The organism is Thioclava sp. IC9 (assembly GCF_002213225.1).
GTDB lineage: Bacteria > Pseudomonadota > Alphaproteobacteria > Rhodobacterales > Rhodobacteraceae > Thioclava > Thioclava nitratireducens.
Genome location: NZ_NBNX01000003.1, coordinates 503,635 through 516,979, shown reverse-complemented (window position 1 = coordinate 516,979; position 13,345 = coordinate 503,635). Strand labels below are relative to the sequence as shown.

14 protein-coding genes and 1 tRNA gene are annotated in these 13,345 nt (G+C 62.3%); 12 read left to right on the top strand and 3 right to left on the bottom strand.

What is annotated here, in order from left to right; translation table 11 throughout:
* The first annotated feature begins 243 nt into the window (after positions 1-243).
* The 8 genes from B6V76_RS11035 to B6V76_RS11000 all read left to right on the top strand — a co-directional run bounded on the left by B6V76_RS11035 (position 244) and on the right by B6V76_RS11000 (position 8,965).
* Positions 244-540, top strand: coding sequence for a helix-turn-helix domain-containing protein (locus tag B6V76_RS11035; protein WP_088727425.1), 297 nt, complete (start codon positions 244-246; stop codon positions 538-540).
* 1 nt (position 541) lies between these two features.
* A complete protein-coding gene (locus tag B6V76_RS11030; protein ID WP_088727424.1) occupies positions 542-1,186 on the top strand; it encodes a hypothetical protein in 645 nt (214 codons plus the stop codon).
* A gap of 118 nt (positions 1,187-1,304) precedes the next feature.
* The gene (locus tag B6V76_RS11025; protein WP_088727423.1) at positions 1,305-1,562 is read left to right on the top strand and encodes a hypothetical protein; all 258 of its coding nucleotides are present in this window, start codon (positions 1,305-1,307) and stop codon (positions 1,560-1,562) included.
* Positions 1,563-1,608: 46 nt separating this feature from the next.
* Complete coding sequence (locus tag B6V76_RS11020) at positions 1,609-4,230, top strand: DUF3987 domain-containing protein (protein WP_088727422.1); 2,622 nt, start codon at positions 1,609-1,611, stop codon at positions 4,228-4,230.
* 431 nt (positions 4,231-4,661) lie between these two features.
* Complete coding sequence (locus B6V76_RS11015) at positions 4,662-5,048, top strand: hypothetical protein (RefSeq protein WP_088727421.1); 387 nt, start codon at positions 4,662-4,664, stop codon at positions 5,046-5,048.
* The gene (locus tag B6V76_RS11010; protein WP_166504582.1) at positions 5,045-5,362 is read left to right on the top strand and encodes a hypothetical protein; all 318 of its coding nucleotides are present in this window, start codon (positions 5,045-5,047) and stop codon (positions 5,360-5,362) included. Before B6V76_RS11015 ends, B6V76_RS11010 begins: the two co-directional genes overlap by 4 nt.
* 98 nt (positions 5,363-5,460) lie before the next feature.
* A complete protein-coding gene (locus B6V76_RS11005; protein WP_088727420.1) occupies positions 5,461-8,433 on the top strand; it encodes a hypothetical protein in 2,973 nt (990 codons plus the stop codon).
* A 49-nt stretch (positions 8,434-8,482) separates the two neighbouring features.
* A complete protein-coding gene (locus B6V76_RS11000; RefSeq protein WP_276206136.1) occupies positions 8,483-8,965 on the top strand; it encodes a 3'-5' exoribonuclease in 483 nt (160 codons plus the stop codon).
* 348 nt (positions 8,966-9,313) lie between these two features.
* On the opposite strand, the gene B6V76_RS10995 is transcribed toward B6V76_RS11000, so the two are convergent.
* Both B6V76_RS10995 and B6V76_RS10990 read right to left on the bottom strand, forming a co-directional pair.
* Complete coding sequence (locus tag B6V76_RS10995) at positions 9,314-9,955, bottom strand: recombinase family protein (protein WP_088727419.1); 642 nt, start codon at positions 9,953-9,955, stop codon at positions 9,314-9,316.
* 56 nt (positions 9,956-10,011) lie between these two features.
* The gene (locus tag B6V76_RS10990) at positions 10,012-10,191 is read right to left on the bottom strand and encodes a hypothetical protein (protein ID WP_088727418.1); all 180 of its coding nucleotides are present in this window, start codon (positions 10,189-10,191) and stop codon (positions 10,012-10,014) included.
* 490 nt (positions 10,192-10,681) lie between these two features.
* Here B6V76_RS10990 and B6V76_RS10985 point away from each other — a divergent pair, with 490 nt between their 5' ends.
* Genes B6V76_RS10985 through B6V76_RS10980 form a run of 3 tightly spaced genes read left to right on the top strand, consistent with a single transcriptional unit; the run spans position 10,682 to position 12,310 of the window.
* Complete coding sequence (locus tag B6V76_RS10985) at positions 10,682-11,149, top strand: hypothetical protein (RefSeq protein ID WP_088727417.1); 468 nt, start codon at positions 10,682-10,684, stop codon at positions 11,147-11,149.
* Complete coding sequence (locus B6V76_RS19950) at positions 11,142-11,312, top strand: hypothetical protein (RefSeq protein WP_166504581.1); 171 nt, start codon at positions 11,142-11,144, stop codon at positions 11,310-11,312. The genes B6V76_RS10985 and B6V76_RS19950 overlap by 8 nt, the downstream gene beginning before the upstream one ends.
* Positions 11,309-12,310 carry a tyrosine-type recombinase/integrase gene (locus tag B6V76_RS10980; RefSeq protein WP_088727416.1) on the top strand — a complete coding sequence of 334 codons (1,002 nt, stop codon included), beginning with the start codon at positions 11,309-11,311 and terminating at the stop codon, positions 12,308-12,310. The genes B6V76_RS19950 and B6V76_RS10980 overlap by 4 nt, the downstream gene beginning before the upstream one ends.
* A gap of 69 nt (positions 12,311-12,379) precedes the next feature.
* On the opposite strand, the gene B6V76_RS10975 is transcribed toward B6V76_RS10980, so the two are convergent.
* Positions 12,380-12,453, bottom strand: a tRNA-Cys gene (locus tag B6V76_RS10975).
* A gap of 194 nt (positions 12,454-12,647) precedes the next feature.
* On the opposite strand from B6V76_RS10975, the gene B6V76_RS10970 reads away from it, so the two are divergent.
* The gene (locus B6V76_RS10970) at positions 12,648-13,298 is read left to right on the top strand and encodes a protein-L-isoaspartate O-methyltransferase (RefSeq protein WP_088719483.1); all 651 of its coding nucleotides are present in this window, start codon (positions 12,648-12,650) and stop codon (positions 13,296-13,298) included.
* Positions 13,299-13,345: the final 47 nt, after the last annotated feature.

Here is a 13,345-nt window from a genome sequence, read left to right as displayed (position 1 = left end):
TCCTCAACATGCCTTGCGAGGCTGAACCTGTCAACCTTGTAGGTTAATTAATTCTTCCAGACAGGTGTTGTTAGATAGGTTCGGGAGTTTTCGAGCTCATCTCGACGATTGTGGACGACTTCAAACGCGGTTGACCTCTACGCACGCTGATGAGACTATAAAGCGAGCCGCGCTTACCTCGCTTTCCTGATGAACATGCTTTCCTGAAGCGGCTTGAGTTCATGTCATCTCAGGAGCCGAGGAATGCCTACACCCCCAATCTCTAACTCGCAGAGCGCTGTCGAAAACTGGCGGTCCCGCGCGCTTCTCAGCCTCCCCAATGCCGCAAAGGTTCTGGGGATCTCGCGGTCGTCGCTCTACAAAATGGCGAACGCTGGCGAGGTGTCGCTCGTCAGGCTCGGAGGGCGCACGCTGGTACGCTCCGAGGAAGTCGCCCGCTTGGCCGATGGGGTCGAGACTTGGCGGCCTTGTGAGCGTGCTACCAAGGCACGGGCCGCGAAAGCGGACAAGCCCACGGTTGCAGGCAAGGGGGGCGCTTAATATGGGGCGCTCCGTTTTTGTCGAACCGCCGAAAGGTTCCGAGCTCGCCGCGCGCTATGTCGCGATTAAAGCTAATCAGTCGCGGGCAGATTGCTTGCGCGAGTTGGGCGCTTCGTACTCTGATGAGATCCTGATTGAGACGGGCGAATTGCTCGCTCTCGAGCATGACCCAAGGATCTGGAAGCATCCGACTAACTTGATCGCGCGACACTATTTGCCGTTCTATCTCGCGCAAAAGTACGGGGCGGAGGCGGCCGATTGCTTGGCTGAAAATAGCGCACTTGCGATGTCGTATGCGCAAGACCTTCAGCGGCTGGAATTTCTCGAAGCGACTGCGGCAGAGCGCAGCAAAGAGCCAACCGTGGATCCCGGAGATTCCGCCAAAGTTCTCGTCTTTGCCGAATTCTTGAACGTTCAAAACGAGTACCCGGGCGCGAGCTTGAACTACTGTTTCGAAAAAACCGCCGAACGCCTCGGGGGCGCCGGGGCCCCGCTCAATCGCGCATCAGTTCGCCGGGCGGTGGCCTATGTCGTCAGCATGGTGAACTCCCAGACGAAAGAAGGCCGCGACCTCCAGATCAGAGCGATAACGCACTTCCAAGAGTTATTTCGTCCGGGCTGGCGAAAGAGGCTAGAGGCCTCCTGAGGAAGGTGTTCGAAATCCGGTGAGCGTTCTTGTTTGGAACGCACAACTTGCAAGTCGATGCTCGTTCGCGACAGCGGGTCCAGTCTCATCGAGACACGGCCGCCGCGTAGGAGGTTCAATGCAGAAGCAGTCGGAAAAAGACGAGTGGCTCACATTGGCGAGCGCGGCGCGATTGGCGGGGCGTTCGTATGCGTGGGCCCGCGACCGCGCCGCGGTAGGGGTTTTCGAGCGACGGGACGGCTGCGGGCGGCGCGTGTTCGTCAGTGCCCAAAGCGTCCGAGCTGCAATCGCCCGCGATCGACGGGTCAAAACGCAGCAAGCGTCGGAAAGCCGCAGACGCCGCCACCTTCGCCTCGTCGTCGACAACACGAAATAAGAAAGGCCGGCGCTCGTGCAGGAGCAACCGGCCAGAAAGTGTGCATATGAAAGATACGGTTTTGAGTCCGAGCGGGCAAGCGCACGACGCAGCGGAGCAGGCGGTCCAGTTTCTGAAACGCCTCGATGCCTCGGGCTGGCATAATCTCGCAGCGATCGATCCCAATGGCGGCGCTCCGATTTCCAGATCCTTCGCGCCAGGTAGCTGGGCAGAAATCACGGAATGGGTCTCCCATTGGAGCGGGCAGCGGAACCTCTACTACACCGTGAACGAAGTTCGGGAAGGGTTCGGGAACGCGAAACCGGGAAAATCCGACATTGCAAATGTCCGCGCCTTGTTCGTGGATCTGGACCCGCACCCCGCGGCCGAGATCGAGGCGGAGCGCGCGCGCATCAAGTCGGCACTTGAAGGCGCTCCGGTGCTGTTCGGTGAAATTGTGGACAGCGGGAGGGGCTACCAGGCGCTCGCCATATTCGCGGAAAAGCGCAGGGCAACCGATGCGGCACGCGAATGGGCCGAGCAGTATGGCCGCGGGCTCTGTGCGGCGCTGGGCGGCGACGCAGTCCAAAACGTCGACCGGCTCCTTCGCCTCCCCGGTCCTCTGAATATCCCGACCCCGGCCAAGCGGGCGAAAGGCTATGTCGAGGCGAGGCCCGCGCGGGTTATCAGGCGGCGTGCCGAACGGATCGACGCCGCAGAGGTCGAAGCCCGGGTCAAACCGATGCAGGCCGACGAAAGCACCGGCGATGACGAGGCAATCTATCAGGTCCAGCGCGACATCGAGCATTCGGGTTACGATCTCAACAACGACTTCCAAGACCTGCCCGGCGAACTGAGGGCGCATTTCGAAGAGGACCTGGGCGCCTATCCGGGGCTCGCGAAGATTTGGGGCGGGCAGATCAAGAGCGCCGATCAATCTGGCTCAGCATTTCGTTTTGCGCTGGCGGGCGCGCTTCAGGGTACGGGGCGTTACGGTGCCGAAGATTACGCACATCTGGCCTATGTTTGGCCCCATTCTGTGAGAGCTGGTGACGATCGGGACGAAAAGCTGACGCCTCGGCAGTTGGCGCGCGATTGGGCGCGGGCGCAACCTACCCGCAACGCGCAGCTTGACCCATCCGTTTACTTTGAGCCGATCCCCGCCGAGGCGGAAGACGGTGCAGAGTGGGGCGAGCCTTTGGACATTTTCGGGGCCGCTGCGCCGTTGAATATTTCTTCGCCCCCTGCCGGTTCACTTCCTGCCGTTCTCGATCGCTGGGCCGAAAGCGAGAGCCGCCGCAAAGGCGTTCCCAAGGCATTCGCCGCGGCGGCGGCTTTGAGCGCTGTTGCTGGTGCGCTGGGTAACGGTCTGACCATTTGTCCGCGGCTTCGCGATACGGATTGGCGCGTCCCTTGCTGCCTCTGGGTGGCGCTCGTGGATGATCCCGGCGGCGGGAAGAGTCCGATCATTTCCGCCGCGCTGCGGCCGCTGAGAGAATTGGATGGCGAACGCTTCCGCGCTGCAAAGCCCGCCTTGGAGCGTTGGGAGGCAGAGCAGCGCGGCAAGCGGAAAACGCAACAGGCCGCTCGGCCCCGATTGCCGCGTACGCTCGTGGACGACGCGACAATGGAAAAGCTGATTTCGCTGTTCGAGGAGAACCCAAGAGGGCTGATGCAGACGCCAGACGAGCTCGCCCAGGTATTTGGGGCGCTGGGCGCCTACAAGGCGAACGGCACAGCCGACCGAAGCCAGCTCTTGAGGCTGTTTGACGGCGGCGGGATTACGGTCGATCGCGTCGGGGGCGGAACGAAGCGGGCCGAGCGCGCGCTTCTCAGCATCTTGGCAGGGACGCAACCTGATCGGATCAGCAAGAGCGTCCGCGATCTCGGGGCCGATGGGATGCTGCAGCGTTTCCTTTTCGTGGTGGGCGATGGCGTCGATCGTGCCGGCGGTGATGATGTCGAACCGGACCGCACGGCGGCGAATGAGTATGCCGCGCTCGTGAAATATCTGGCGATCGCTGAGTTCGGGGCGGATCCGGTACGGCTGTCAGAAGCGGCCTACAGAGCCTTGGAAGACGCAAAGCGCCAGATCCAAGCGTTGGCGAAATATCCCGGCGCTTCGGTCGCCTGGGAGGGGCATGTCGCGAAATGGGCAGGGATTTTGCCGAGGATCGCGCTCGCGTTCCATGCCGTAGAATTGTGGGGGTGCCAGAAAGCTTTGGGCTTTGTCCCGGCGGGCGCGCCGCTGGAGGAGCAGACTGCGGCGCGTGCCGTCGCTTTTGGCAAGTTCCTGCTGCGTCACTCTCTCGCCTTCTACGAACGCAATTTCGACGCGGCGCCCGCGATGAGAGAGGCGCGGAGCTTTGCAGGCTATCTGCTCACCCACCCAGAGAAAGCGGAATTTACGCGGCGCGATATCGGCCAAGCCCAGCGCTCGCTACGCGATCCGAAAGCAGCGCTATCGGCGATGCGGCGGTTGGAGGAAGTCGACTGGATACGGCCGACAGAGAGAGGGGCGGACGGACCGTCACGCTGGGCCGTTAACCCCGCTGTCTACGCTTGCTTCAAAGAACGCGCTGCGGCGGAAGAGATCGAGCGTAAGCGCAAGCAAGCGGCAATTGCGCGGGCTGGCGCCGCGCGAAACGAGTGGCTGGTGTCTGAAACAGTACCCACAGGGGGAGTTTGAGCGATGAGTGTGGCAATTGTGGCTTGCGTACGCGAGACAGAAATATCCTTTCCCTCTCTCTTAATCTTAATTCCCCAGCTAACTAAGAAATTAGCGGGGAATTATATTCAACGCGCGCGCAAGCCACGTTTGCCACACTCGAGGTTGCCTTGCGGGCGGGGTTCTATAATACCCCATGCGGACGTTTCGATTGGGTGCCGCCGATGAAACGGGGCGGGAAAGGCGGGCGGAGCGCTTATCACCGCTCGGCCGAGTTTCGCGCGATTGCGAACGCTGCGCTCGCGCGCTGGAACGCTCGCCGCGCAAGTCTTCCGAAATGCGGTGCCGCCAGACGATCGGACGGCGGGCCATGTCAGAACCTGCCGCTGGCAAACGGGCGCTGTCGGCTGCATGGAGGAAAAACGCCCTCGGGTGACGGGTGGCACCGTCCCGTGTGGCCGGACAAGTCCAGCCCGAATGCGGAGGCGCGGCTTAACGCGAAATTGCGCGCCCTCCAGGAAGCCGAGCGGGAGCGCAAGGCGCGCTGGGCGCGAATGACCCCCAAAGAGCGGGAGCGCTACGAAGAATGGCACCGACTGCGCCCTGCGGGGGCGTCGGGGGCGCGTCAAGCTGAGCGGCAGCGACGCAGGGAGGCCGAGGACGCTCGGCGGGCTTTCTCGAGCGTCTCTGCCGCAAGCGAAACCATCGATCCAGCCTATGCGGAGATCGTCGAGCGCATCGAATACTTGAAAGAAGAGTTGGAGAAACGGCGCGCTTCGATTTCAGACAAGAGCGAGCGACAGACGACGACCGAAGCGGAAAGGAAGGCATTCGGATGACACAGAGCGATGTGAACGCGCGGAAGCGCGATTTGATCGAGCGTATCCAGACCGAAGGGGCAGAGGCCGCGTATACGGCCGCGCTCGAGGTATGCCGGGATAAAAAGGCGCCCGCACCGGCGCGGGCGACGTGTGCAACGACGATCTTGCGCGCGGGCGGTTATCTCTCCGCGAAAGACGACATCGCGCCTAAGCAACCGCACGAAATGAGCGCTGACGAGTTGAATTCTCGAATTCTCGAATTGCGTTCGCTTCGACCCGACCCAGGACAGGATGGGGCCCACGACGGCTTAGCCGACCAGTCGTTCGGCTGAGTGTTCAAAATCGTGCGGCGCGAATGCTCTGGCAACGAACACAAGCCCCGGGCAGCTTGTAGGGGCCACACAAACGCGATGATGTGAGAGGGTTCAAGATGGCGGAAATCGAGCAAACGAAGCCTTATCGGCCAAATGGCGAGGTTCGTCCTGGATCCAGTGATGCGACCGATCCTTGGGCGGCTTTCCCGCTCGCAGATGCAGTCGGCAATATCCGCCCTGCCGACGACCCTTGGCGAGATTTCCCCATCGTCCAGCCCGCCGGTAACGATCCGTGGGCCAACTTCCCGATGGCGGAAGGCGCGGCGCAACCGCCCGCGACCCCGGCGGCACCCGCCACTCCGAGCTATGTGCAAGCGGGGCGGGGCGGCGTAGAAGCGCCCGCTCCGGCTCAGACGCAACCCGCTCCGCAGCCCGATGACGGTCTGCTTAGCGCACTCGGCACAGGAGCCCTTGATATCGGGGCTTCGGCGGCCTCCGGTTTCCGGCAGGGCATTTCGAACCTAATTGGCCTGCCGGTAGACGCGGCGAACTGGACGCTTTCGAAAGTTCCGATTCTGGGGGACTATCTGTCGTCGGAAGCCCCGGTAGGCGGTTCGGCCAGCATCGACAACGCGCTTCGATATGGCGGCGCCGTGCCTAAATACGAACCGCAAAGCGGCGTCGGGCGGTTTGCCGATCGCGCAATGCAGGACGTTGGCGCAGCGGCTGTTCCAGTCATCGCCGGCGGGGCGCTTGCGCGAGCTTTGGGCGCGGAAGGCGTGCGCGCCCTCGAGTCTTTCGCGGCCTCTAAGCCCCAAACATGGCTTCCCGGGGTGGCGAAGAATATCGGCGCCCCAATGGCCGCCGCCCCGGCTCAAACCGCAGCCAAGGAACTGGCAATGGGAGCCGGCGCCGGAGCCGGAGCCGCGACGGCGAACGAAGTCTTCGGACCCGATAACTGGGTGGCCGAGTTGCTTGGCGGTATCGGCGGTGCTGGAGCAACTGCAATCGGACGCGGGGTCGCGTCTCACGTCGGGACTATCGGGTCTGCAATCACGGGTAGCCCGAAATACGCTTCGCGCGTCGTGAATGAGCGGGTCGCCGACACGCTGGCGTCCAATAGCGATCTCGTGGCGCGACAGTCAGTCGATGCCCCGCCTGGCACTGGAATGAACACGGACCCTCTTGTCGCGGCCCTCAGAGAGCCCGCACCGGTCGAAAACGTCGTGCCGGGGTTTCGCGCTACAACGGCAAACAGGACAGGCGACGCAGGGATCGGCGCGCTTGAGGCCGCCCGCGCTCGGGGCCCGAACCAAGGGCGCTACACTGATGCGCTCGGGGCGAACAACGCGGCGGTGGAGCGCGCAACAGGGGAAATGGCCCCGACGCAGCCTTCCGCGGCGCTGTCGGATGCCATGCAGGCCGAGCGCTCCCGTCGATTGTCGGAAGCTGACGCGCTGGCGCAGATGTTCGGGCAGGAGGCCGACCGCGCGGCCGCGCCATTTGGCGTCAACACTACCCGCGCCGAGCGGGGCGGCGCGATCCGCGAGGATTTGGCCGCAGCGCGTGATGTTGCGCGGGGGCAGACTGATGCTGCGTATGAAAACTTGCGCAACAGCACGGGCTTTTCCGGAGCTCAAGGCAGCGGTGACGCGCTGCGCGCCGCAGTTGCCGATGCGAAAGGCACGCTCACAGAAACTCGCAAGGGCCTGCTGCCCGAGGCAACTATTGACCGTGTGCTGAACTCCTTGGATGAAGGCGCGCCCGTCAGTCTGACGGAAGTCGTGGATCTCGACAGCGAACTTAGCCGCCTCCAGCGCGCCGCGCTCGCGGACCCGCGCGCCGAGAAAGGCGGGCGGAACGCGGCAGAGGCTATTGGCCGGGTGCGCTCTGCGCTCGATGACTACCTGCAAGGCGCCATGACTTCCGAGCAGCGCGACGCGCTATTGGCGGCGAAACAGGCGAAGCTGAACGAGGCCGATGCTTTCGCGCGCCCTGGCAGCCCCATTGCATCCGCTCTCGCAGAGGGCGAAGGTGGCCGCCCGAAGATGCGCGACGACCGCGTGGCTTCCACGTTCTCCGATCCGCAGAATATCGATGAACTGTTCGCCCGCGCCACGACGCCCCAGACGCGCGAAGCGGTGAAGCAAGAGATCCTGTCGCGCGGTGATTTTTCGACCGCAGCGGGGGCCGAGAAGTTCATGCAGGACTACGGCGAGCAGATCAAACGCTTCCCCGGCCTCGAGCAGGAGCTTCGCACCGCGGCAGCCAAGCGCGCGACCGCGGAGGGCGCGCAAGCCTCGGCCGAACGGATCGCCAAGGACATTGGCGAGAACGGCACGAGCGCCGTGGCGAAATATCTCCGATATGGAGATGAAACCGCAGCGCGCGCCATGCGCCAGGTGCTCCGCAACAACCCGCGTCCGGCGGAGGCGATGGACGAAATTCTGAGCTTCGTGGGTAATGATCCGCATGCGATCCAAGGCGCACGCCGCGCGTTCTGGGATGTGATGGAGCAAGAAGGACGAGGCCAAAACCTCGCGACTATGAGCTCCGACGGCGTGATGGCGTGGGCACCGAAGAAGTGGAAGGCGTTCTTGGATGACCCGGGCGTTGCAGCTGCGGCAGAGCGCCTTTATCGCGACGACCCGGAGCAGCTGCAACGCATCCGGGACATTGCCACGACGCTTCGCCAAGCGGGTGTGCAGCCCGCGCAGCGCACGGCGGCAAACCCATCTGGCACCGCCTTGATGCACAGAAACAAGACTCTGACGCTCGCCGAGGTCCAGGCGAAGGGCTACGAAGTCGCCCGCGGACGCGTGAATCCTCTATACATGGTGACATATCTGGCAAGTCGCCTTGCGAACCGTGCGGTCGCCAAGCAAGCGTCGAAGGCCTACGAAATGGCGCTTGATCGGGCGCTGATCGACCCGGAATACGCGGCAAAGCTCCTTTCCGAGAATAACCCGGCGAACCGGGCTGCTCTTCGCCAGATGTCGAAAGGCTGGATGGGGAACGAACTGTCGAACGCAATGGCTTCGGACCTCGCGACGAAAGATAGCGATCCGACCATTGATGCCTTGCAATAGCGCTTGGGCGGGGAGCGAGGCCATGCGGATATAGTTCGACACGGAATTTATCGAGGATGGTAACACGATCGAGTTGCTTTCGATCGGAATGGTGCGCGAGGACGGCGCGACCTACTACGCCGAGCCGGCCAAGACGGACCGTTCTCGGGCGGATGAGTGGGTGACTACGAAAGTCCTGCCGCATCTTCATGGCCACGTGCGGCCTCGAGCGGAGATCGCCGATGAGCTGATCCAGTTCGCCGGCGCCGCGCCCGAGTTCTGGGCCTACTATGCCGCCTACGATTGGGTGGTGCTCTGTCAGCTGTACGGTCGAATGATTGATATACCGGCGGGTTGGCCGATGTTCTGCCGCGACGTCCAGCAGCTGCGCGCCGAGATCGGTGTCGAGGTTCTGCCGCCGCAGGAGAGCACTGAGCACAACGCGCTGGCCGACGCCCTCTGGACGAAGGCGGCGCGCGACTTCCTGCACACCCTTGTGCGGATTACTTGCGCCCAGCAGGGCAAGGCCGGAGTCAATCGTCTGACACTTTAACTTATGCGTCTGTGCTAGGGGCGAAACCGTAATCAAATCGGCCCCGCTGGCAAAAGACACTAAGAGGCAAATGCGTTTCGGATTGACGCCACCAGCACGAAGAGGATTGCACCTCCTAGCGCGCTGCCTATTCCCATGCCGATAAGGTGCGCCGTGCTGCCGTTGAAAGATGCGTTTCCCATGGCGTTTTGCGCTACAAGGCCAACGGGCGATAAAACCGCCCCGAACGCTGCGGCCCTCTTTAGGCTCCATCGATTTGAGGTCATAGTTTGCTCCAATGCAGTTACCAGAACGAATTGTCACCGACGGTCTGCACGCTGGTATTTAGAAATCCCGGGGATATCGCGGCTACTCCCCCCAAAGCTCAAGCGCCGCTTCGCAGCCTGCCGGATCTGTCTTTATGCGCCAAATGGTAGCGCGAGATAGTTCGGTCACGCGAGAGATTTCCGACAACCCGGCGCCTTGGGCGAGCATGTCTTGGGCTTCTTTGAATTGGGCGCGGGTATAGCTCGGTTTGCGCCCTCGAAACTTTCGCTTCGCGTCAGGCAGTGATTTTGCATGTGCGATGCCCGCGCGCCGAGCTTCCTTCATCGCTTCGGCTTGCGCTTGCGATAGGGCCGCCATGAACGCGATCAGCGCATCGCGAACTGCCTGCTGCATGGGGTCTTTTGTGGCCCCATCAAAGACCATCCCGTTTATCACTGTTCGCACGACGACGCCGCGCCGCATGAATTCGCGAATGGTGTCGCTCACGTCGGCATAATCCCTGCCGAGGCGATCAACCCAGCGCACGAGCAAGGTGTCACCCTCGCGGAGCATGTCGAATAAGCGGCGGCCCTGCGGTCGCTCCGCAAGGCGCGTGCTGATCCCTGAGACGCCCTCGTCAGTTACTACTTCGTCGACAGTGAAGCCCGCCGCTTGCGCTTGGGTAAGTTGGTGGGCGGCCGTCTGGTCGCGGGTCGAAACCCGTGCATAAAGAATAGTTCTCATCGCGTGACGCCTTCGATTTCAGAGAAGAAGAGCGGCGGTCCGGCCGCCGCCCCTGTTCACGCAGCGATCGCCAAGAGCGAGTGCGCACGCGCTTGCAGCGCGTCGGAATCTGCGTGCAACAAGAGCATTTCCAAGTCGCTCTTTGCTTCTTCGATGAGGTCTTGCTGACCTTCCCTGCGAGCTTTGTTGAAGTTCGACGAGAGTTTGAAAAAATATTCGAGTTCTTTGATGTCCATTGGGGCGTGTCCTTCATGATGGGCGTTCGTATTGCTTGTGTTCGTTAGATTGGGTGTTCGTAAGCGAATGTCAAGGACAACGAGCACTGTCTGTGACAGTTTTCGTGTGTTCGCTGCGGTATACCCTTGCGAGCATATGGCAATCACACCCCGGGGCGTCGCAAGCGCGTTTCGGTAAGGGGGCGGGCAGCCTGCGCGCTGACCGATCATCGAGCGATCGCCGTGTAGACCCGCTTTACGCGACAGATCGGCGAGCGTGGCGAGGCCCACTCTAGAGAGGCCGACCCCGCCCCCTGGTGGATAGTTCAACCGCAACCGCGCGGCACCGGCCGACCGGCGTAGAAATTTGCCGCCGCTCCGAACTTTTTGCCCCGATCGAGCCGCACGCCGCCGCGCCTCTTGGGGCCGATCCTGTTCACAGTGGCATATTCGTTTCTTGCTGTTCTTGAACACCGAGAGGGCACAGCCTTTGGGGTGAAAGGGGAAGCCGATGTTCCACCATGCAACCGTAGAGCCTGTCGAGCAGGGTTTAATGATCGAAGACGAGTTCCGCCGCACGCTCGCGGGCCCAGACGCGGCGTATCACCTGTCACATGGCCTCGCGTCGTTGCAGATGCGAGCAACCTTGAGCGCACCAAGGCTTGGCGATGATATGCGGGAATCGCTGATTTTCACCATATCCCGCCTAAGAATTCCGGTGGCGGGGTTTTTCTTGGACATCTCAGACCGGGCCCGCGCGGTTCAGGGCTTGGCGTGTGCCGCCGAACTCGTCCGCTTTTGGGCCGAACAGCCGCTTGTGCGCAGGAAGCGCTGGTCGCGCGAAGAGATCATGCAGGCGAACCGCTATGTTCGGTGGCTCCGCAATGCTTGCCACAATCTTGCGCTGCTCGAGGATATCGAAGCGCAAGCCTTGGCGCCTTTGCTCGTCCCCACCAGCGGAGGTTGGCGTAATGAGTGACTCAAAGCCGCTCATGCGACCTTCCGACCTGCGCCGCGCCGTGGCAGAGTGGGTCGCATTAGGATGCTCTGTTGAGATCATGCCCGACGGCAAGATCCGGGTCTCGCCCGCGGGGCACCCAGATTCTCGCGATGCTTTTGATTTGGTGGACATGAAGAAATGAAGCGCGATTTGCCCGCCTACGTTTACCGCCGCAAGGGTGGGTTGCTCTATTACGAGCGGCGCGGCAGCAAGTCCCAGCGGATCTACTCTGAGCCCGGGACGCCGGAATTTGCGATCGAATACGCGAAGATCCTGAATTCCGTGTCGAGCATCCCCGAGCGCAGATCATTCACGGAGCTCGTCGCATCGTATCGAAAGAGCCAGAGGTTCAAGCGCTTGGCGCCGCGCACCGTTAAAGATTACGAGAAGATTCTTTCCTGGGTGCTCGAAAAGCTCGGACCGCTGCCCGCCGACAAGCTCCAGCGAAAAGACGTAATCCGGGCCCGCGACACGAACTCAGAGACAGTGCGCTTCGCAAATTACATTGTCCAGGTGCTGCGGGTCTTGATGGAGCACGCGATTGATGAAGGCTGGCGCGATGATAACCCGGCAAAGGGTGTCTCGCTGCTCCAGTCCACGAGGGCGCCGCGCGAGGCATGGCCCGCGGAGATGCTCGTCAAGTTTCGTAAGGCTGCGCCGGACCGGGCGCTCCTAGTCTTTGAGCTGTGTGTTGGGACCGGGCAGCGAATTGGCGATGTCCTCCGGATGCGCTGGGATGACATCGAAGGCGATGGCGTCAATGTGCGGCAGGGAAAGACGGGCGCGCGCCTCTGGGTGCCGTTCACGCCTCAACTTCGCGCGGTCTTGGACAAGACGCCGCGGCTCGGGCTGACGATATGTGCGTGGGGAAGCGCGGGAAAGGTGACGAGTTACCGGAGTGCCGCCGGCCTCGTAATGGACGTGCGAAAGAAGATTGGCGCTGAAGCCTACGATCTGCACGGCTTGCGCTACACCGCAGCGGCAGAGCTCGCTGCAATGGGGTGCAGCGACGAGCTGATAATGGCCGTGACCGGCCACAAAACTCGCGCAATGGTCGCGAAATACGCGGGTCCCGCTCGTCAGAAAGCGCGCGCGAAGCAAGTGCAAATCGAGCGAGAACAGAACACGCCCAGAACATGAATGTCGGAACCGGTGTCGGAACTTCCGTTCGTCCGCCGGCTCAATCGCTCGTAAGTCATTGAAAATATTTGGAGGCGAGTACCGGAATCGAACCGGTGTACACGGATTTGCAATCCGCTGCGTCACCACTCCGCCAACTCGCCACCGTGGTGTGGGCGTCAGATACGGTATCGCAGGCGCCCGCGCAAGAGGCGAGTTGCGTCCGAGATGCATTGTGCGCGGGCGCCATCGCCCCTGAGCGCGACGGCAGGTCGGATCTGGCTCTCGCATAACTTGCTCAGGCCCTGCTTCTGTGGCAAAACCGCCCACAAGGGTTTGCTACCGAAGAGTTCTCGACATGCAAGATTTCGCTACGCGCCGCACCGTGATGGTCGACACGCAGGTCCGCCCCAACGACGTGACCAAATTCCCGATCATCGCGGCGATGCTGCATGTGCCGCGCGAGCAATTCGTGCCCGCGGCCAAGCGCGAAGCCGCCTATATCGGGGAAAACCTCGAACTGGCACCGGGCCGGGTCCTGCTCGAGCCGCGCAATTTCGCGAAGATGCTCGACGCGCTCGACATTCAGCCCGACGATCTGGTGCTCGATGTGGGCGCGGGGCTCGGCTATTCCTCCGCGGTGATCGCGCGGATGGCCGAGGCAGTCGTCGCGCTGGAAGACGGGGACATGGCGTCGCAGGCGGAGGCCGCGCTGGCCGAGGCCGGGGCCGACAATGTCGCCGTCGTGACCGGCGCGCTGACCGAGGGTGCGGCGCAGCACGGCCCATATGACGCAATTCTGATCGAAGGCGCAGTGGAAGCCATTCCGCCCGCGCTGATCGAGCAGCTCAAGGAAGGCGGTCGGATCGCCGCGATTTTCATGGAAGGCGCCCTCGGCATCGCTCGGATCGGCTACAAGATCGACGGAGCGATGAGCTGGCGCGACCTGTTCAATGGCACCGCACCGGTCCTTCCGGGCTTCGTGCAGCCGCGTGAATTCGTGCTCTGAAAGGCACATCGAATAGGCTAGCTGTTTTGCAGGATATGCAATCGAGC

Bases quoted from the DNA above. Each gene is read 5' to 3' on its own strand.
- B6V76_RS10985 (WP_088727417.1), top strand. From the start codon at position 10,682: ATGTTCCACCATGCAACCGTAGAGCCTGTCGAGCAGGGTTTAATGATC.
- B6V76_RS10970 (WP_088719483.1), top strand. From the start codon at position 12,648: ATGCAAGATTTCGCTACGCGCCGCACCGTGATGGTCGACACGCAGGTC.
- B6V76_RS10980 (WP_088727416.1), top strand. From the start codon at position 11,309: ATGAAGCGCGATTTGCCCGCCTACGTTTACCGCCGCAAGGGTGGGTTG.
- B6V76_RS11020 (WP_088727422.1), top strand. From the start codon at position 1,609: ATGAAAGATACGGTTTTGAGTCCGAGCGGGCAAGCGCACGACGCAGCG.
- B6V76_RS11025 (WP_088727423.1), top strand. From the start codon at position 1,305: ATGCAGAAGCAGTCGGAAAAAGACGAGTGGCTCACATTGGCGAGCGCG.
- B6V76_RS19950 (WP_166504581.1), top strand. From the start codon at position 11,142: ATGAGTGACTCAAAGCCGCTCATGCGACCTTCCGACCTGCGCCGCGCC.
- B6V76_RS11010 (WP_166504582.1), top strand. From the start codon at position 5,045: ATGACACAGAGCGATGTGAACGCGCGGAAGCGCGATTTGATCGAGCGT.
- B6V76_RS11030 (WP_088727424.1), top strand. From the start codon at position 542: ATGGGGCGCTCCGTTTTTGTCGAACCGCCGAAAGGTTCCGAGCTCGCC.
- B6V76_RS10990 (WP_088727418.1), bottom strand. From the start codon at position 10,191: ATGGACATCAAAGAACTCGAATATTTTTTCAAACTCTCGTCGAACTTC.
- B6V76_RS10995 (WP_088727419.1), bottom strand. From the start codon at position 9,955: ATGAGAACTATTCTTTATGCACGGGTTTCGACCCGCGACCAGACGGCC.
- B6V76_RS11035 (WP_088727425.1), top strand. From the start codon at position 244: ATGCCTACACCCCCAATCTCTAACTCGCAGAGCGCTGTCGAAAACTGG.
- B6V76_RS11005 (WP_088727420.1), top strand. From the start codon at position 5,461: ATGGCGGAAATCGAGCAAACGAAGCCTTATCGGCCAAATGGCGAGGTT.